Source organism: Paraburkholderia sp. 22098 (assembly GCF_052045935.1).
Taxonomy (GTDB): Bacteria; Pseudomonadota; Gammaproteobacteria; order Burkholderiales; family Burkholderiaceae; genus Paraburkholderia; species Paraburkholderia caledonica.
This window is the reverse complement of sequence record NZ_JBQEPV010000001.1, coordinates 626843-645355: the sequence shown is the minus strand read 5'-3', so window position 1 is coordinate 645355 and position 18513 is coordinate 626843. Positions and strand designations below refer to the sequence as shown.

At 59.8% G+C, this 18513-nt stretch carries 14 protein-coding genes; 3 read left to right on the top strand and 11 right to left on the bottom strand.

Translation table 11 applies throughout. From position 1 onward, the window contains the following. Positions 1–14 precede the first annotated feature (14 nt). The 10 genes from pglX to ACTJLB_RS02750 all read right to left on the bottom strand — a co-directional run bounded on the left by pglX (position 15) and on the right by ACTJLB_RS02750 (position 14276). Complete coding sequence (pglX, locus tag ACTJLB_RS02795; RefSeq protein ID WP_440782408.1) at positions 15–3695, bottom strand: BREX-2 system adenine-specific DNA-methyltransferase PglX; 3681 nt, start codon at positions 3693–3695, stop codon at positions 15–17. Then, positions 3692–7894 carry a BREX system serine/threonine kinase PglW gene (gene pglW / locus ACTJLB_RS02790; protein WP_440782407.1) on the bottom strand — a complete coding sequence of 1401 codons (4203 nt, stop codon included), beginning with the start codon at positions 7892–7894 and terminating at the stop codon, positions 3692–3694. The genes pglX and pglW overlap by 4 nt, the downstream gene beginning before the upstream one ends. Positions 7895–7984: 90 nt before the next feature. Next, a complete protein-coding gene (locus ACTJLB_RS02785; RefSeq protein WP_440782406.1) occupies positions 7985–8899 on the bottom strand; it encodes a WYL domain-containing protein in 915 nt (304 codons plus the stop codon). Between the two features lie 185 nt (positions 8900–9084). After that, on the bottom strand, positions 9085–9405 hold the full coding sequence (locus ACTJLB_RS02780; protein ID WP_440782405.1) for a hypothetical protein: 321 nt from the start codon (positions 9403–9405) through the stop codon (positions 9085–9087). A gap of 108 nt (positions 9406–9513) precedes the next feature. Continuing rightward, positions 9514–10545 carry a hypothetical protein gene (locus ACTJLB_RS02775; RefSeq protein ID WP_440782404.1) on the bottom strand — a complete coding sequence of 344 codons (1032 nt, stop codon included), beginning with the start codon at positions 10543–10545 and terminating at the stop codon, positions 9514–9516. Further along, a complete protein-coding gene (locus tag ACTJLB_RS02770) occupies positions 10542–11495 on the bottom strand; it encodes a recombination directionality factor (protein WP_440782403.1) in 954 nt (317 codons plus the stop codon). Before ACTJLB_RS02770 ends, ACTJLB_RS02775 begins: the two co-directional genes overlap by 4 nt. Positions 11496–11522: 27 nt before the next feature. Next, complete coding sequence (locus tag ACTJLB_RS02765; protein WP_440782402.1) at positions 11523–12521, bottom strand: YqaJ viral recombinase family protein; 999 nt, start codon at positions 12519–12521, stop codon at positions 11523–11525. A gap of 104 nt (positions 12522–12625) precedes the next feature. Then, complete coding sequence (locus ACTJLB_RS02760; RefSeq protein ID WP_440782401.1) at positions 12626–13597, bottom strand: DUF932 domain-containing protein; 972 nt, start codon at positions 13595–13597, stop codon at positions 12626–12628. Between the two features lie 148 nt (positions 13598–13745). After that, positions 13746–14087, bottom strand: a complete 342-nt coding sequence (locus ACTJLB_RS02755; protein WP_440782399.1) for a hypothetical protein — start codon at positions 14085–14087, stop codon at positions 13746–13748. Between the two features lie 30 nt (positions 14088–14117). Continuing rightward, complete coding sequence (locus ACTJLB_RS02750) at positions 14118–14276, bottom strand: hypothetical protein (RefSeq protein WP_440782398.1); 159 nt, start codon at positions 14274–14276, stop codon at positions 14118–14120. A gap of 411 nt (positions 14277–14687) precedes the next feature. Between ACTJLB_RS02750 and ACTJLB_RS02745 the strand changes: the two genes are divergently transcribed. The 3 genes from ACTJLB_RS02745 (at position 14688) to ACTJLB_RS02735 (ending at position 18037) form a co-directional block, all read left to right on the top strand. Beyond that, on the top strand, positions 14688–16709 hold the full coding sequence (locus ACTJLB_RS02745; protein WP_440782397.1) for an AAA family ATPase: 2022 nt from the start codon (positions 14688–14690) through the stop codon (positions 16707–16709). A 111-nt stretch (positions 16710–16820) separates the two neighbouring features. Then, entirely contained in the window at positions 16821–17165 is a 345-nt protein-coding gene (locus ACTJLB_RS02740; protein ID WP_440782396.1) for a hypothetical protein, read from the top strand. Further along, positions 17162–18037 (top strand): hypothetical protein, encoded by an 876-nt coding sequence (locus tag ACTJLB_RS02735; protein ID WP_440782395.1) that lies wholly within the window; start codon positions 17162–17164, stop codon positions 18035–18037. The genes ACTJLB_RS02740 and ACTJLB_RS02735 overlap by 4 nt, the downstream gene beginning before the upstream one ends. Here the strand turns inward: ACTJLB_RS02735 and ACTJLB_RS02730 are convergent. Continuing rightward, positions 17980–18486: a hypothetical protein gene (locus ACTJLB_RS02730; RefSeq protein ID WP_440782394.1), complete on the bottom strand. Its 507-nt coding sequence runs from the start codon at positions 18484–18486 to the stop codon at positions 17980–17982. The genes ACTJLB_RS02735 and ACTJLB_RS02730 overlap by 58 nt on opposite strands. Positions 18487–18513: the final 27 nt, after the last annotated feature.

Sequence of the window (18513 nt, the reverse complement as noted above, 5' to 3'; positions counted from 1 at the left end):
CAAGCAAATCAGACCTAGGCTGCCGTGCTGGCCCGTCTGCCGCGTGTGCGGCGGATGGGAGCCTGGAGTTGCCAAGCGCGCACTGCGCTCAGCGTCAGCCCGTGCTGCGCCAACTGCGCATCGAGCAAGCCCTGCAAATAGTCGCCGGTGCTCATACCCAGATCATCATCGACCTCTGGGTGCCATTGGTGCACCCACGGCAGAAGCTCGTCTAGACCGGCTAGCGCTCGCATCAAACGCTCCGCATCAGCGCCTTCGCGTTGCAATATCTCGTACAGGTAGCCCGTCAGAGCCAAGGCGCGAGCCTTAGCGTCATAGCCGGCCCAAAGCAGCATCGGGCTTCCGGCGTCGTTACTACGCTCGAAGCCCGGGAAACAAACAAAGCGCTCCTTGGGAACGTCAAGGGCACCGCGCAACTTCCAGTACACACCTTCGCGGTAATCTTCTTGCTTGTACTTCGGCGGAACAGGAATAACGCCCACTTCTGCGGCTTTACGTCGCGCCTGCTCTTCCTTGGTCACCTCCATCGGCTCATCAGCCAATTTCGAGGCCACCTCCGCGTCGATCGCATCTTCGCGCCTCTGCATCAGCCAGGTATTCCGCCAGACGGCGCGCTTGCGCAAACCGCTTTCGCTGTAACGCAGTGCATCCAAGTAGGGCACGCTGGCCTGCTGGACGAGCGCCACGACCGTCGCATGGGCGTCGCTGCCGCTGCCTGCATACAAATCCAAAGCGCGTCGGAATTCCTCGTCACTAGACAAAGCATCGACAAGCTCGCGAACCGCCCGTAGTTTGGGCGCCGGATGTGCATCGCGTCGCCACAGGTCCGGTGCTTCTAGACGATTCAACAGCCATTGTTCGAGAGCGGCCTTTTCCAGCGTTTCCCACTCGTCAGATGCCCAACGACGCTTGCACTCTGGACGCTCGATCAGCGCCAGATCGCGCGAGCGGCGGATTACTGCGATGCGCCTTTCGACCAACGCACGATAGTCGGCAGGCCAATGCGCAGGAACCGACGTAGTGGAGCGTGACCTGTGTCGCTCGAACCAGGTTGTGGTCGCGGTCCCTGCCGCGCAGTCCTGCGCCAGCGCAATTTCAAACGCTCGCTCGCCAAGTTTTACATGAGGAAGATCACCAATAAATCGAAGATCTTCATCGAGAAGACCATAGATCCGATACGTTTCCCAGTCGAGCTCTTCCTGCAAAGCGATCATTTTCGCGCGAGTTTCCTCCAATGAATCACGCACGGCGTCCAAATCTTGACGACTAGGAATCGGCGACCTGATCGTCTCAGTAGGAAGCTGCTTGGTGTATTTGCTGGCCAAATCATCAATTAGCCTCGCGGTCTCAACGGGAAACTCGTCTGGCAGAGGAAATTTGCCAAGCCCAGTTGATGTGAATTCGTAAAAATCTTCAAAGGCATCCGTTCTTTGCCGAGCACCGTGCTGATCAACGGTACTTCCTTTGTTATGAAATACTTGCTTAGCCCAGAAGCACGCCAGCGATGAATTCAAAATCCCCAGTATTCCGAAATAGTGCTCTTCAGTTGCGCTGGATTGAAGTTTAATTACAGGAGCGGACCGATTGAATACTTTTCCGCCACGATCCAATACAAAATGGTTGTGGGTCGCAACGAATGCGTACGTGATGGTTAGCGGAGTTCTTAGTTTTGCCGAATAGAGTTCTTGCCACTCGTACCATGACAAGCCACGCTCAAGCATCGGCGTCCCGAAACGTTTTCGCTTGGACAGGTTGGTTCTATACGACCACAGAAAGCGGTGCGTACTTGGATTACTATCGAGTGACTGCAGATTGAATTCATTGTCATATATCCAAACTGCGGTAAGACCTGAGGAAGTCCAGTCTCGGACAAGATCTCCAGTCACAAGCTGCCGGACGGCTTCAATTCCGTGGCGCTCGGCGACACCCTGTTCTCCGAGCAGGTAAACGTCATCTTCGCCCGTAACGCTGACGATTCCCATTTCGTCCGAGATGGCACTGAGCTTACCAGCGGCAACTTCTTCGATTTGGTTTTTCAGTTCCGACGCCCCTCCGCCACCAATGCTCCAGGGATGTCTCGCAAACGACGAGCGCTCAGTATCGGTGACGCTAATCCATTCGGATTCCGAATCCCGCTGATCTATTTGGTTAAGAATCGCCTGCCAGACTATTCCTTGCGCAGGGTCGACTGGAGTCGACGGTTCTCCCTTGATTCCCATTACCGCACGAATGACGTTACTTGCAGGAGGGCGTGTCCTTCCAAACATAATTACAGTTGGAGTTCCATGTCCCGGGATGTACGCGCCAGCAGTATCAATTACGTGTGTGAGATCCACTACGGGGAAGAATGCTTCAACAAGCTTTTTGCCAAATTCACGCTTCATGAAGGCATTGCCAACAATCAAGCCCACATACCCTGCACGCTGTGCGTTGTCGAGCGGCTTGGCCAAGGCCCAGAATCGTTCGCAAAATGGTGCGACGAGGGCGTACTTACCGTGGCAGCTGGAGAATCGCTCTCGATACAGGGCCGAGACGGCGCGATCCTTAACAGCGATGTACGGTGGATTGCCGACAACCGCCGCATATTTGCGGGCCAGAATCCCATTGGTGGCGGTCAGATCTTCAGCCGCAAACGCGTGACGATATAAGTGGTCAGCGGCCGTAGCCAAGTTCTCTTGCGGGGTGTCCAGCGCGAGAGAAACCTGTGCCCCTGTGTAGTCACGCTGATCGAAACCGTGCAGCAGGCTGTCTCCCGTCTCGATGTGCAAATGGAAATCTGGAGCGAGCCGCAATTTTCGGACGCTCGCCATCTTTAGTGCAGCGATCAACAGGCGGAACCGCGCAATCGCCACTGCGTAGGGGTTGAGGTCAATGCCCGCGATGCGGTCCAGCGCCTCCTGCAGGGCTAGATTGACGTTGTCTGGGCGCTTGCGCAGCCAGCGCGGGGCTAGGCGCTCAAAGGCGCCGAGCAAGAAGTGCCCCGAACCACAAGTGGGGTCGATCAGATCAACTTCTTCCAAGGCGTAGATATCGAGCGCCGGGGTAAGGGTGCGGTCCAGGATGAACGACTCGACAAATTCTGGCGTCTGCAACAGCGCATAGCGTTCGCGGGCGGCCTCGGACAAGTCTTGGTAAAGGTCACCCAAAAAGCGCGTGTTCCAGTCGGAGTCGGCAAAATCGTGCACAAGCGCGCCACTGTCCGCGTTTGTGGCGCGAAAAAAGCGCACCAGTTGTTTGCCCATGTCGGCAGACACCGGGGCAAGCAGCAGGCTGCACTGAACTTTCGAGACGTCCGACAGCCCTGGCAGACGCCCGGCCACGGCAAACACGTCACGCAGGTAGTCGTTGTCGGACGCGGTGGGGTTTTGCAGGTAAAAGGCCTCCTGCCTTGACACTGCGGATTGCCCACGACTGTCGGTTCCGGAAATCAACGGGGCGTCGAGCAGATCATTGTCTTCGCAGAAGCGCACGAACACACAGGCAAGCACCCACGCCACCGCCGATTGCGTGAATTGGGATTCAGCCCAAATGGCCACGTCTTCTGATGTACGCCCGGCGTCACGCGCGGCCTGCCATTCGGCGGTGAGGCGCGACCTGTAGTCGCTGTTGTTGGTAAGAAAGCGTTGCCTTAGGTCAGCCTCAAGGTCTCGAACCTGGAGCTTGAGGTCCGCCAGCAATTTGGGGCGATTGATCATGTTGGTTTTGACTTCGTGCTGGTCGTGGAGGTGGCGCTATCGCGTGTGCGGTGGGCATTGTCAAGCCAAGCGCGCGGGATGCGACCGTAATCGGTAGTGTTGATGGTGACCGGAACGGCTTCACCATCCAGTACGGGACGGTTGTCGGGCGTTAGCGGACTCGCAAGCAAGGCAATCAGCGGCGGGCGCTTGCCAAACATGCAAGCATCGGCGAGCCTGGCGAACAGGGACATCTTCTGCCAGCGTGCCGCCAGACCAAGGTTCACCAATAGGCCTGGTTGGTCGTCTTGGAGTAACTGTGATTCAACCTTGGACCAGACTTCGCCGAGAACGGTGGCGAAGTTCTGCGAATCCACCGAACCTGCGGGCGCGGCATCGGCGGCTAGGAGGGTGTTCCAGTCTACTTCCCATTCCTTGGCTTGCGCCTCAAACTGTGTGAGCACGACCTCGTCGAAATCGATGACTTTCAGTCCAAAGCGCTGCGTTAGCTCACGCTGAGCAATCGCGAGGCCCTTGGGGTCGACGGACAAGGTAAGCAATTTGCCGCTGCTCAAGGCGTGCTTGATGCGCTCGTCGATCTGCAGAGCCGCCTGCACGTCCGGTGCCGTCGCTGTGCGCGGGCGGTTGTTGGTACCAAGGCGGCCGATCTGCGTGGTACCTGAAATGATGCCCGTTGAATAGTGCGTGACGAAGGCGCGCTTGACACCGTCCCACTTCACCTCCAAGCCAGCGTCCTCGAGCAGTCGCTCCAGTTCTGTAGGGCCGGGCAGCGGCGCAGCTTCAGGGTAGCGAGCGAAAATCCGGCGCCTGATTGTCTCCAGATCGAACTGACGCAAACCGAGCAACGAGTTGGTGGCCAATTTGACGGCGCGCGCAGCAGACAGCTGGACTGGGTAGAACTCCAGACGTGAGGACAAAGCCGCCTGTCGGGCACAAGCGGCGGCCAGACGGATCAGTCGCTCGGAGCTCAATCCCGCATCGCCAGCAGGTGGCGGTATGCGGGCCAAGATATCGGCCACCTGTTGCGACGACGGAAGGGGGTCTTGTTGGGCCAGCCGGTCCGCTGCTTCGCCCAAAAGCACGGCGTAGCTGGCTCGGACCTCAGGAGCGGAAGGGAATAGCCCGGCCGCACCGCTACTGGCCAAGGTCGCGACCACGAGATCGTCAACTTGTGGCGTCTCCACTAACGGGCGAACGTGGGCGGCGCGCGTCACCAGTTGCCAGCGAGCTGCTTGCTTGGTGCGCTCGACGGTGATGACGGCCCGTGTCAGGGCTTCGGCCTCGCTGTATCGGGCCGCGCCTGTTTGCACGCTCCCACGTCGGGCCAGCAGTGCGGCAGCAATTTCGGCAACGGTCGCAATGCCGCCCAAACCGGCCAACACGAGGGCCACGTCGTCTCGCAGATGGGTGATCTCTGGCTGACGCGACATCCGCTCAACCATCGACTGCAACAAGTCCTCGTGTAGCGGCGAGGTGCATGGCTGCGAGTTCAAGCCGAGCCATCTCTCCAGTACCTCGAGCTGGGCTTCCTCCCCTTTCTTGGGCACAAGCAAGGCGGCTGCGGCATCCACCGATAGTTTGGCTACTGTGGTATCTGCAGGCTGATCATCCTTGGCTGCGCCACCGCTGAACTGGTGCCGCAGCCGATCGGCAATTTGATGCAGTTCACGTGCTACAGCCAGTGCGATGCCCCGGTGCCTGTAGAGCCGATTGCGAGGTAAATCGGCCAGATCCGCCGCAGTAGCCAGCTCATCGCGGCCGATTCGGTCGAGCAGTTCGAGGTGACGCGAATCCAACTCCAACGATTCGAGGGGCGTGCCCGGCTTGATCCCCCCCGCTGCAGGTTCTTCGCCGAAAGACAGCTGATTTTGTGGAGGTTGCGTCGTATGCGTCGTGACAGGACGCGAGACGTTCTCGAATACCTTGCGCCATTGACGCAACATCTGCTCAGCGTTGTCAAAACGCTTGCGATGATCGCGGGCCAGCGCCCGGCTGAAGAAGTCGAGTGCCTGCTTGCGAATCGACGCGTCAAAGCGCTCGGAGTCGAGAACAATTTCCGACTTCAGGGTCGCCGGGTCGGCGCTGCCATCGCCCCATTCCGGAAGTGTGCCGGTGGCCATCTCGTGCAGGGTGAGCGCGCAGGAGTAGCGCTCGGCATAACCATCCCACATCCCGCGTTTGCGCAAGAACGGGTCCATGTATACCCGTGTGCCTGCGTTCAGATCGGTAGCAGGCACCCCCGCCAGGGAGAAGTCAAACAGCGTGAGGGTAAGTCGCTTGCCTGTTCCCGGGCGAATACCAATGTTGTCTGGCTTGATGTCGCGGTGCGGTACGCCCTCGCGCTCCAAGTATTCCACAACAGAAATCAGCTCTTCGCCAAACCGCTGCAGCAGGTCCAAACCCAATCGACCCTCTTGACGCAGGCGTTCACCCAGCGTTTCATCTCCCGCCGAGGACAGGAACAAGGTCGCCAGACCAGCAATTTCGAAACGCTCAAAACACTGGACGATATTCTGATGGGGCTGAAGTCTGACCAACGTCTCGGCTTCCTGCTTGAGTCGATCGTTGTACTCCGGCTCCAACGCAATCTTGAAGACACCCTGACGCGGTTGTCCCGCGCTCTTCCGCCGTACCTCCAGGGCGAGGCTGGTACCACCCTTGCCCAGTCGACGCAGGACTTCAAAGCCCTTGAGTTCATTACCAGTGTTGGCCTCTAGGGGCGACGCCAAGGGGGACACCGGTGCGGTCAGAGCGTCTTCAAGCGCCTCCTCGGCCTTGTCGAGCGCAGTCAGGAATTCATTGGTCGAGCTGAATCGATCATCGGGCGATGGCCATGTAGCAAACTGGATCAGCTCCTCGATCTCGGCCAAACATCCGTTGACCATCGCCGACAAAGTGAGTCCTGGGCCCTGTTCGCACTTGACGACCAACTCATCGCCGCTGACGGCCGGCGGCTCACCGGCGAGCACGAAATATGCGATGGCACCAAGCGAGAACAGGTCCAGCTTGATGGCATCCGGCCGGGGCGCGTTCCGTGCTTCGGGCGCGAGGTAGATCTCTTGAGCCACTCGGTCTGAGAGCATTTCGACATGGAGTGTGCCCGTCGTCTCGCTCTCGGCCTCTTGCAACTGGCGGGTCGCGATCTGCCAATCGAAGAGCGTGACGTCGAACGAATTGGTACCGACGGTCCTGACCATGATGGTCTGCGGCGACAGGCCCCGGTGGTAGAGCCGATAGCGGTGCGCCGCATCCAGCGCTTCGGCAATCGCGCGCACGAGCTTCAGCCGTTGCGAGAGATCGAGTTGTTCGCCTTGAGCCCGAATGAAGTGGTCGAGCCGTTGAAGCCCTTCCTCGTACTCGAAGATCAGGGCCGGCCCATGTTCACTGTCAATGAAGTCGGACGCGCGCAGGATGCCCGGATGACGTATTCCCTCAAGCAATTGAAACTCTCGGCGAGCCGCGTCGGCCAGCACAGCGCGTTGTGCGGCGTTAAGCGTGCGCTTGGCAGTGTAAAGGCGGACTCGTCGCCTGAGGTTGTTCAGCGATACGTGCTTGGCCAACCAATCCTGGTGAAAGTCCGTCTCTGCGATGACCTGTTCGAGCTGGTAGTCACCCACACGCCGGCTTTGCTGCGGCGGACGAATGCCAACGATTTCCAGCGCCCGGTTGATGGACGTCGCCAGATCGCGATCAATGGGCTGAGCGTTCGCGACCGGGGCCGTCTCATCGAACAGTTTGCGGGCAATGTCTGCACGCAGATGCACGTTCTCGCGCGCGGGACCGGTAAGCTTGCAGCGTTGCGCGGGGTCCGACAAAAAAACCAGAGACTGGATGTAGGGTGTGCGCCGCTTCTGGACAGTCAGTTGCTTGCGCAGAAGCGACGCGAGCTTCTTCGCCTTGCGGTTGGTCAACAGCAGGGGATTATCGTCGAAGTACTCTCTCGCGCCGTCCCGCCAGACCCAGGTATGCGAATCGCCGCCGACTTCGCCTGGTCGGCTCTTTATCTCGACAAGAAAGATGCTATAGCGCGAGACGATTAGTAGATCAACTTCGTTGATGCTCCCGTCGTCGGCGATAAACTCAAAGTTACTGTACGCGCGGAACGGTTCGCGGTTCGGCAGCGCACGCTGAACAAAGTCGAGTGCATCCTGCTCCCAAGGGAACTGAGACGGCGAAATCGTCTTCCAGCGGCCACTCATTGACAAACTCCTTCTACGCTGGAGACCTTAGCGGGACGACCCGGACGTGTCGTGTCGAGCCTTCCTTTGTTGTTTGGTAGACGAGTCATATCAGTCGCAATCTTGTTCTGGCTCGACGGATTCCGGACTTTCATAGCCCGGGGCCAGTACTGCGCTTCGGACGCCATACAGCGCCAAGTGATTTCTGAGCCAGAGTCTGTACTCAGGGCCATTCAATTTGTGGGTCGGGGAACAGTCCACGCCCCACTTGCACAGGAAGTAGCCGGCCATCGCTGCGCGCAACTTCATCTTCAAGACGCCGCGCTCCATGCTGTAGTCCATCTCGGAGATTTCGGGATGCGGCTGATCGGGATGCGGGACAAGATCCAATTCCAGTATCCGGGTCCACTGGATGTCCTGATCGCTGGCCTCGTGGGGTGCTGGCTTCTCGCCCTTTAATACCCGCGGGCTCCTAATACGCGTGATCACGAAGTCGCGGAACTGCTGTGACTTCCGGTCGAAGGCGCGAACGTACCAGCGAAGCCCGTTGTCGATTAGGGCGAAGGGAACGATCTCGCGTTGCGTGCGTCCGCAGGAGATCGAGTGGTACTCAATCTTGAGCCCACATCCCCGATGAATTGCGCGCGTGACGCTAGCCAGAACGTCCAGATCCGGCTGTGTGAGCCGCGAGGCAGGTCCGTTAGTGACCCAAGCCGCGATACACCTTGGCTCGCCATCCCCGAAACCTTGCGTAAGCCATGCCAATACTCGCTCTGTGGGGAAGTCGAATATTGGTCGAAAGCCGTCGCCCAAGACGTACGCCTTCAACTTAGGGTCATAGTCGATGTTGCCGGGTGCCCGCTCTTTGTACAGGGCGAGGTCCCGTGTAGCAGCAGCCGACTGAATGGCGAACCTAGAGGCCAAGTCTTGACGACGAATCTCCCCGATGAAACGGACTCGCAACTCCACAAATGCAAGGCGATCACGCTGCGCTTGGTTCAGACCGGCAAATTGTTCGATCACCATCAGTGGCGACTCATTCGAATTGTGCGCATCGTTGGCAGTGCATTGCTACTTCGGATGCGCATCTTAACTCTTCGAGCGACACTTATCCATCGCATTTTGATTAGGACCAGCCTCAAGCGGGCGAGCCCTGCAAAAAAAAAGAGCCTTAGGCAGCCGCAAGAGCGTGTTCGCTCTTGCTCGCTGCCCTACGTTACGTCCCACCACCATGAAGAGTCGTCGGGCACCAGAATGGACGTGGATGACCGATCCCATTCCGTGATGATGCGGACGCTTTGTCCGGTGGGCAAAGCATAGCTTGACAGTAGCCGGAGGCCTGCTTCAACCGACAGGTCATTCTGTCGACGATCACTGTCAGACAGGTCGCCCCAGTCGCCACTCACGTGCCGTAGCAGCAGCTCGACGGGCGAGACGTTGGCGGCACGCAGGACCCGCAGCGCGGCCTGCGTCACGAAGATGCGACCGGGTAGGAAACGCGGCCGGAAAAAGTGGATGGAAGGTAAATTCATGTTGGTTTCTCCAGAAAACAGGCGTGCGCCAGCCTCCGTCAGAGCCGGATGCGAGGCGGTGGAAACGAGGAAAATGTGGGGAAGGATGAAACCGGCGCGACGCCCTGCCTATGCCGTTGCGCTACGTTCGGCAAGTTGGCGGCGCAATGCCGCCGCTCTCGCCTGCGAACAGCTTAGATGCCGCCGAATGTCAGCCACGGTGGCTCGCACGCGACCTGCGGCAACCTCCATGGCAAGCCGCGCCAACTCAGCATCGGGCGCGTCGTCTACAGCGAGCACATCACAATCATGGACGGCGACGTGAGCAGCAGGGGCCGATTCGTAACTGGCCGTGGCCGGTTCTCTGACCGGCTTCGTGACGGACGCCATGACTGGCGTTGTGACTTGCGGCACGACGGGTACGGCCACCTCCGGTGAAATGATGGACGTCCCCGTGACTGCGTGACGTGACTCAAGCGCGAGCGCCCACAGTAGGCAGGCCACGCCTTCCAGTACGGCCGCGAACATCACGCCTACAAGCAGATCGAGTTGTGCGACGCCCGTACCGAGCAATGCGGCGAGCCGCGCCGTGACGGGATCAGCCCGTAGCCAGTCACGCAGCGCCGCGACTCGGTCATCCGTCGCCTGACGACGGCGGATGTCCTCGGCTTCGGCGTCGAGCGCGCCTAGCCTAGCTGCAAGCATGACGCGCCGCGCGCGGACTGACGAACAGTCACGGGGACAACGTTGCACCAGCGCGAACTGGAGTTGACGCGTCACCGCCACCCGCTCGGCCGTGACAACCGTTAGATTGCGACCGGATGCGGACGGCGCGATCGGCACGGCTGAGGTAGCGGTTTGCGCGCGCGCCTCGCCCGCGTGTTGCTGCGCGAGCAGAAAGAACGTCGCGTGTCCGTAACAGGCACTCGCGATACAGGCCGCCCACAATGCGGCGGCCACGGCACGCACGACAGGCGACGTAGCTCGTACCAACGCTGGCAGTAGGTGCGCGCAGACAACCAGCACGACGCCAAGCGCGATCCAAACTAGGCGCTCCGGCAGCGTGCCGCCGCGCTGCCAGCCCGCCAGCACCGACAGACTCAGCGCCGTTCCTGTCGCCACAACAGCCAGCGCAAACGCCCAGCGAGAAGTGAACGTCATGCGGCCTCTCCGTCCAGCAGGGCCGCCTTTCGCACCAGCCGGTCGCGCAGCGACGGGCGCGAGTCCGCTGCGTCAGCTGCTTCAGACGGTTGTGACTGCGCTGGACCGCCGGCTGGTGGATGGCCGGACGTCGAGCCGTCCAGCTTGTCGCTGCCCGGATAGAACTCCTCGGCCACGGCCATACTTTCCTCGGGGCTGTCCTCAAATGCGCCGTTTGCAAAGCCAAGACGCGCAGCGGTATCGAGCGCCGACTGATCGAAGCCCGCTGCCTTGCGACGCGCGTCCAGTTCACGCGCCTGCGCAATGGCGTCCTCCAGCGTGCTGCCCGCGCGCACACCCAGGTCCACGTAGTAGATCGCCGAGCGGTAGCTCTGTGTCGTGGACTTGCCGCGCAACTTCAGTTCCAGTGGCAAACACGCGAGCAGTCCGCCCGACACTGCACCGAAGTAATGCAGGCGCGCGGCGAGCGTGCGGATTGAGTTGTACGAGGTCGTGCGGAGGATGAAAGAGCCCAGCTCGTCATCGTCACCGATGGTCACATTCAGACGCGCGTAAGGCTTGCAGCCGCCCTGCTTTCCGAATGCACAACCGTCCGGCGATGCGCACGGCTGATGCTGGACGCCCTCTCGGGTCATCCGCATACACGTCTCACCGTTGCCTACACACACCGGTCGTCCGGTGTCGCGATCAAAGAGGCTATAGTCCGCGCGCAGGTTCAGGTCCGGGTCATTGAAGAGCATACGCACGGGAATCGCGCGCAGCTTACCCGTCGTCGCCTTGCGCAGCGTTTCGTTCAGTGGGTGCAGCATCCAGCCATCGCGCCCTTGGACCTGCGTCGTCAATGTGAACTGGTCATCCTTTTCCGGCAGACGCTTGCCGTTTTTCTCGACAACTCTTCCAATCGAGATACGCCCGACAACGGGCGGCGTAATCGCAAGTCCTTTGAGCATGGTAATTCTCCTGTATGTCAACGTGCCTCAGACCGAGACAAGGAACCGGCGTGAGCCGGGTTTCGTGATGGCGTACTGCAAGGCAAAGGCCGGGTGATCGGCAACCAGGCGCTTCACGTCTACTGCAGCGGAATCCCTGCTGCGTTTGAACGAGACCTCGCCCGTCTCAAAGATCGCGCGCGACGCGTCACCCATGGCCTGCAGGATCGTCTGCTTGAGCAATGCTTCTTGCGCCTCCTGCCTGTCGATCGCAGCGCGCACGGCCACCAGATCAGCGAACACGGCTGATAGCCGCCCGTCATCCGTAAAATCCACGGTGCGCGCATCGCCTGGATACAGGCATCGCAATGCGCGATCCGCCGATTCCGATCCGTCCGCCGGCGGCGGTGTGTCGCTCGTGACGTACTGCCAGAACTGCGCTTCAAGCGGGATGAGCCGCGCAATCAGTGCTTCGTCTCGTTCGATGCGATGGATTTCGAGCTTCTGGCCGCATAGCAGCACGGCGACGTGAGCCACACGCTTGCCTGTCACGGCCAGCTGGTGCTGCACTTGAAGCTGTACGTACTCGGGCACGCCCTCGCGCCAGTGACGCGCACCGAACTCGCCAGCCGTCTTGCATTCGAGGATCTGCACGTCCAGCACCCCGATGACTTCCCGATCGAGATTGGCGAGCATCCACGGGATCGTCGGATGCTGAAGCACCGCATTGACCTTGCGTACTCGGTTGCCGGTCTGGTGCGTGTAGGCGGCAGCGACAATTGGTTCGAGCAGCGCGCCCCAGTACACCGGCTCGGTCGTATCGTGCGGATCAGGTTTTGCGAGCGTCGCGTCCCTGCCCGTCTTCTCGAGCCACAGTTCCAGTTGGCTCTTGTACGGATTCAGCCCAACGGCTGCTGCCGCGTCCGAACCGCCAATGCCCGTTCTGCGGACCTGCAACCAGTCGGTGCGGCTCAGGTTGCGGGTCTCAACGAGGCGTAATGCGGGTGACGTCCTCGCGAACTGCTCATCGCGTATCGCTTGTGGCATGTCATGCTCCTGACGGCATAAGGCCCGGCGAGCAACTGCTCAACCGGGCCTGCGTAAATGAACGGAATGGAAAATCGTGAGCGGCGGCAGACGACCGTGCGGAATCAGACAACGAGCTTGAGCGCTTCATCCCACGCCTTCTGCTTGAGCGCAGCGCCTGCGCCGAACCACGCGGCGTCGCGCCTGTGATCGTCGCTGCGTGCGCGCCGCTGGTGATCAACGTACTCGGTGACGCTGTTCAGCAGCCCCCAGGCGGTGTCCGTTGCCGAGGCGTATTCCGCGCCCTTGCCCTGTCCGTTGTAGAGTGCCTGTACGGCTTTCACCGCACTGTCGTTGGTCGCCGCCACGGGACGGTCGGTGGTGCTGCCCGGGTGATAAGTCAGCACACGCTTGAAATACGCTTCCGCCGATTCCGTGCTGACCTTGCGTTCGGAGAGCGCTTTCATGCGCGCCATGAAGCCATCCCACGACGAGATCGCGATGCCCAGTTGCCGCTTGACGGCCTGTGCGTCGAACTGGCTGCGGTGCGGGACTTTGACCGCGCCCGTGCTGTCGCCCAGCGCGATAGCGAGCGTGTTGTTGCAGACGACGCGCACCGACGTGAACTGCGCGGTGGTGGCCAACGTGCCGTCGCAGGCGGTCGCGAGTAGCAGGTAACCGTTCACGCGGTCACGGCCCTTGAGGGTGGCGCTCTGGCCGGTCTTTGCCAGCGCCCAGAACTTGCGCCCTTCCTTGAGCACGCCCGCCGTCTCCAGTTCAAACCCGCCCACTTCCGTGAGGTCGCGGTAGAACTCCAGGATCTCGGACGGCTGCACCACCTGGTAGCGGCTGGAGACGACCGAGAGCGGCGCTTTCGTGTCCGAGCGGTACAGCACCTTCTGTTCGGGAAACGCGTGGATGGAACCCAGGTTCGCTCCGGCGCTACCGGACACAAAGCGCACTTCGGTTTCCTCGATGCGCCAGTTCATGCCGGCCTGCTTCGCCCACACTTCGAGCGGCTGGTTCTGCGCAAGCTGGTTACCCAAGCCATGCCACGGGGTTTCATTGACGTAGGCCATTGTCTGGACGAGATGCATGGTGAACTCCTGTAAATGGATGAACGCACACAGCCCGGTTGCAACCGGGCTGCATGACAAGGTGGAAGATGGACAGACGGGAAAAGAGAGAAACCGGCGTGCAGGGCGCACGCCGATGACAGCACGACAAACGAAATGGCGCGCGTGGCTAGCGATACCCGGGGCTGAACGTGTGCCCACACGAACGGCATCGACAGTTGTCGAGCACGTTCGAGTCGATCACGTCACCAACGGCGACGCCCGTGGCACAACCGGCGGCGGCACCGAGCAAACCGGCGATCACCGCGCCTGCAATGCCGCCCACCACCACACCGGCGGGTCCGGCGAATGCGCCGACCGTCGCACCGACGGTTGCACCGGCCTCCGCGCCCGAGAGTGCAGCGCCCGCGCCACTCGCCGCACCGGCCACCGTGCCGATGGCGCCGCCGACCTTCTTCGCATAGTGACGCGTCTCGACGCGCGTGGATTCACAGATGGGACACTGGATCATTGGAAGCACCTCCGTGCAGGCTGGAGCCGTTCAGGCGGCACGCGCCATCGGTGCACGACCGGCGGCCTTGAGCCGGGCGATGTACGTCAGCATGGCTGCTGTGGACAGCACGGCGGTGGCAAAGACGATGGCAAACGCGATGAGGGTATCGATGGGGGAATTGATGGGGGAATTGATGGGGGGCATCATGACTGGCTCCATGTTAAGTACGCGGTGAAATGGCGTGACGACGGGCAGAACCAGCGACAGGCCTGGTTCTGCTCTTGGAAGTGATATAGGTTTCAGATTTTTTTGAATCGAGGTGCGAACGGCATAAAGCCCGAAGACGTGTGCCTTCGGGACAGGTTGCAAGAAGTAGCAAAAAGCCCGTCAGGAAACAGGCTGTTTTTTAGGGTTCGCAATAGGCCACAAGCGCCGTGAGAAGACAACACCAAAGATTTATTTGAGTCGTCCTGCCATAGCAGTGCGCGCATCACGCTGTGTGCGACGTAACAGCAGCCAACGACGATTACCGGTCGCAGTCGCGGTGTAGACTACGGCGAACATATTTGCTGTATCGCCTTCATCAAACAAACTGAAACCAACAACGGAGGGCTTTCCGTGAAGCTGGAGTCATTTCGGGTTCGCAACTATCGCTCCATCAACGACAGTGGGGAAATTTCAGTCTCCCGGATCACAGCCCTTCTGGGCAGAAACGAAAGCGGCAAGTCAAATCTGTTGCGCGCGCTATACAGTCTGAACCCCGATGAAGGTTTCGAGGCACTGAGCCCTATCAAGGATTTCCCCCGACACCGGCGCCTTGAAGAATGCACGAATGACACGCCGGTTCTTTCGACCACGTGGACGCTGGACGAGGACAACCGAACGGCGCTCCTGGCTGTTTTGCCACGTGCCACTGAAGTAACGAAGGTCAACGTAGAGCGAACCTACCATTCGAGAAACGTCAGCTTTCCGGAGCTTGGGGCAATCACGTTCGATGAATCCCACATCCGTAGCCAGGTGAAAAAGGTCGCGGCGGCCGTTCGTGCCGTCGCCCAGAAGCAGGAAACTCCGGCGACATTGGAAGGCCACGCGGACTCATTTGAAGCGGCCGTCTCCGTGATGAAAGAGTCTAAGGCGTGGGCGGCCGACGCGACGACGGCAGCAAGAGCCCTTCGTACGGCTTTGGCCGGGGCCGATGCTGAACTGACCGATAAGCAGGAGGAGGTGCTCTCCGAACTCGAAGAACTGGCGAAGGACATTACGGGTGATGATGCTGCCAGGCAGAAGGCCCAGGAATGTGTCATTCAGGCGCTGCCCATCTTCATTTACGTTGACGAGTATCCTGAACTCGACGGCCACCAGAACATCGCTGACTACTTGCAGCGCAAGTCGATCAGCCAACGAAGCAACGCTGACAAAAACTTCGAAAAACTTTGCAAGGTGGCGGGACTAAAGCCTGACGAGCTTCAGCGCCTGCTCGGACAGAACGACCACGAAACGCGAAATCAGTTGGCAAACCGCGCCAGCGCTGTCGTCACGGGCGAGATCAAGCGACTGTGGAAGGATCGCGCGCTGAAAATTCGTTTCAATCTCGATGGCAACCACCTGGAAACGCTCATTTCTGACCCGACGGCGACGTACGATGTGGAAGTCAATCTCAGTGACAGAAGCCGTGGCTTCCAGTGGTTTTTCGCCTTCTACATTACGTTCTCCGCAGACACCAACGGTGGGGACGCCGAAAACGCGGTGCTGCTGCTCGACGAACCCGGCCTGTATCTGCACGCGAAATCGCAGTCCGACCTGCTGCGCCACTTTGAGCATGACTTTTCGAACCAGATCCTCTACTCGACGCACTCCCCATTTATGGTGCCAACGCACGCGCTTGACTCGGTGCGTACCGTCAACATCACAGAGAATGCTGGGACAACCGTCACGAATGACCCCACGGGGGACGCCCGAACATTGTTCCCGCTACAGGCGGCATTAGGTTATGACCTCGCGCAAAGCCTGTTTGTCGGCCCCAACAATCTGGTTGTCGAAGGCGTCACGGACTTCTGGATCATCAGTGCCGTCAGCGCCTACCTGAGTGAAACGGGCAAGACAGCACTTAAGGCTGACATCACCTTGACGCCTGCTGGCGGTGCGCAAAAGGTTTCGTACATGGTGGCCCTGTTGACATCGGAATCGCTTAACGTCCTCGTGCTGCTCGACGCCGAGCGTGACGCGAGAGCCACCAGGGATGAACTGCTAAAGAGCAAACTCATTCATAACCACAATGTCGTCTTCGTGTCAGAAGCGTTTTCGGCGCCCCCGAATGAAGCCGACATCGAAGATCTGTTAGACGCTTCCGTATACGAGGCTCTGGTGCGAGAAGCCTATAGCGCCGAACTGAAGGGCAAGACGTTGAAGCTCAATGAGCGCGTTCCGCGAATCGCACGACGCATTGAAGCTGGATTGGACGAACTCGGCATTCCGTTCCACAAGACGCGACCCACGCGCCTGTTTCTCAGGAAAATGGCATCCGAGCCGGACTCCGTTCTGCCGGCAACGAGCGTTGCGCGCTTTGAGGCGCTGTTTGCCCTTATCAATGAGCGGCTGGACAAGCATGTCGCAAAGAGCCCGCAGCCATTTCAGATGTAATTGAAGTTCGCCCCCGGCGATTTCTCTTCCGCATGTTGCAACTTGTCCGCCAGTTCGCCCGAGATATGCTCACGCTACGGTTCAGGCGATGCGCCTTGACCGGCGCTCGCCGTGACGGCACGATTCAAGCACGCCTTCGAAGCTCGTGTAGAAGACGAACTGCCACCGCCCCTCAATATGGATACTGCCGCGCTGCGAGACATCTTGCGTCCGATCATGGGCGAGCTGAAGGATCGAGTCACCCATGACACCCTTCCGGCGCTCTGCACGGATCTCGGCATGCCCGTTGTGGATGCCATTGGATCAAAACGTGACCAGTTGCACGCAAGCTTTGACGCCCTGTCGGATGCCGATCTTCTTGGCACAGCCCAGCAGGTGATCGAGCGTGGCTTCGTCACCCTCACCCACGCAATCGCATCCAGGATCTGCTGTGGATGGACGCTCGATGTCCTGTGATCTCGCTCCGCTTTCGCCGCGAACTTGCCCGATCACTTCAACAGATACCACTGTACGGCGATGCGCGCCGCTTTAACGATTTGTTGCAAAAGTTGTGGATTATTGAGGACGACCCGTGGGCCAGTCTGCTGGAACGACAGGACAACAGCCTGGCGGCCGAGATTGATCGCCACGTCTTTCGTAACCCGGACGACTGGACTGTGGACTACCTCTTCGAACAGTTGGGTGCTTACGACGCGCCCGATCCACGATTCGTGCGATTCATCGAAGGCATGGCGACCGGGGAGGTCCAGCCTGACATCACCGACCAGTGGGGATTCGTCGAATGCGCCAACCGCGTCTTAAGTCAGTGCGGTGCGCAGCTTCGGGAGATCGGTGTCAAGAATGGCTATCCGGAATACTCACTAGTATCGCTGTATGCGCCGTCAGGCAATCGCCCCAAGAACATTATCTTTGCGTCTGCCAGCAAGCCCGATCTGCGCTTTCGCGATGCACTCAATAACGACATCGAGATCGTCACCAATGCGGACCAGGTACTTGTCTACGATCGGCCCATTGGTAATGACGGCCTAAGCTGGCAGGCATTGCAAGCGTGGTGGAGCGAGCTACAGGGCACCGACAACGATGACGAGGCCAAAAGCTCGCTCTACCGGCGACTCAAGAGCATCCTGCCCGACAATTCGCCGCCGCAACGTCTGTTATTCGTCTCGTTTTTCAAGGCGTTCGGCAAGGCGGTCCCCCACCTTCCCGCACTGCTGCCCGAAGTGTGGTTGCATGGGACCCGCAAACGGTGCGAGAGCGGGGCGTGGATGCCCTACTGCGCTTTCGCATGGACTTTCTGCTGCTGCTTCCGCATGGCATACGCATCGTGATTGAGGTCGATGGCATGCACCACTATGGCGACCCCGATACCCATCAGGCTGATCGGCACCGATATGCGCAGATGGCTGCGGGAGACCGGGACCTGAAACTGGCGGGATACGAGGTCTATCGATTTGGCGCGTCCGAGTTGCTTGGAGACCACGCAGAAGCCAGCGCCGTGTCGTTTTTTTACAAGCTGTTTCGGCGATACAACCTGACGTGGTGAAACGATCATCGTCTGCAGCTCGCCCCGCAGGTCGGTCCAGAACGAGCGGAAAATGACGCGGCACGCAGCATTCCAGTGTCCGCCACGCACTCTGACAAGCAGCGAGCGGCGTTGTTGAGCGAGCCGGTCGCCTACGTCGCCAATCACTGCATCGCCATCAAGTCCAGTCCAAACGCTTGGCAAGGCTGAGCAGGCGACTCGCGCAGACGATTGGGCGTTGAATTCGTCGTTCATCACCGTTTGCTCTCCCGTCTCCGCGCT

Bases quoted from the DNA above. Each gene is read 5' to 3' on its own strand.
- pglX (WP_440782408.1), bottom strand. From the start codon at position 3,695: ATGATCAATCGCCCCAAATTGCTGGCGGACCTCAAGCTCCAGGTTCGA.
- pglW (WP_440782407.1), bottom strand. From the start codon at position 7,894: ATGAGTGGCCGCTGGAAGACGATTTCGCCGTCTCAGTTCCCTTGGGAG.
- ACTJLB_RS02785 (WP_440782406.1), bottom strand. From the start codon at position 8,899: ATGGTGATCGAACAATTTGCCGGTCTGAACCAAGCGCAGCGTGATCGC.
- ACTJLB_RS02780 (WP_440782405.1), bottom strand. From the start codon at position 9,405: ATGAATTTACCTTCCATCCACTTTTTCCGGCCGCGTTTCCTACCCGGT.
- ACTJLB_RS02775 (WP_440782404.1), bottom strand. From the start codon at position 10,545: ATGACGTTCACTTCTCGCTGGGCGTTTGCGCTGGCTGTTGTGGCGACA.
- ACTJLB_RS02770 (WP_440782403.1), bottom strand. From the start codon at position 11,495: ATGCTCAAAGGACTTGCGATTACGCCGCCCGTTGTCGGGCGTATCTCG.
- ACTJLB_RS02765 (WP_440782402.1), bottom strand. From the start codon at position 12,521: ATGCCACAAGCGATACGCGATGAGCAGTTCGCGAGGACGTCACCCGCA.
- ACTJLB_RS02760 (WP_440782401.1), bottom strand. From the start codon at position 13,597: ATGCATCTCGTCCAGACAATGGCCTACGTCAATGAAACCCCGTGGCAT.
- ACTJLB_RS02755 (WP_440782399.1), bottom strand. From the start codon at position 14,087: ATGATCCAGTGTCCCATCTGTGAATCCACGCGCGTCGAGACGCGTCAC.
- ACTJLB_RS02750 (WP_440782398.1), bottom strand. From the start codon at position 14,276: ATGATGCCCCCCATCAATTCCCCCATCAATTCCCCCATCGATACCCTC.
- ACTJLB_RS02730 (WP_440782394.1), bottom strand. From the start codon at position 18,486: ATGAACGACGAATTCAACGCCCAATCGTCTGCGCGAGTCGCCTGCTCA.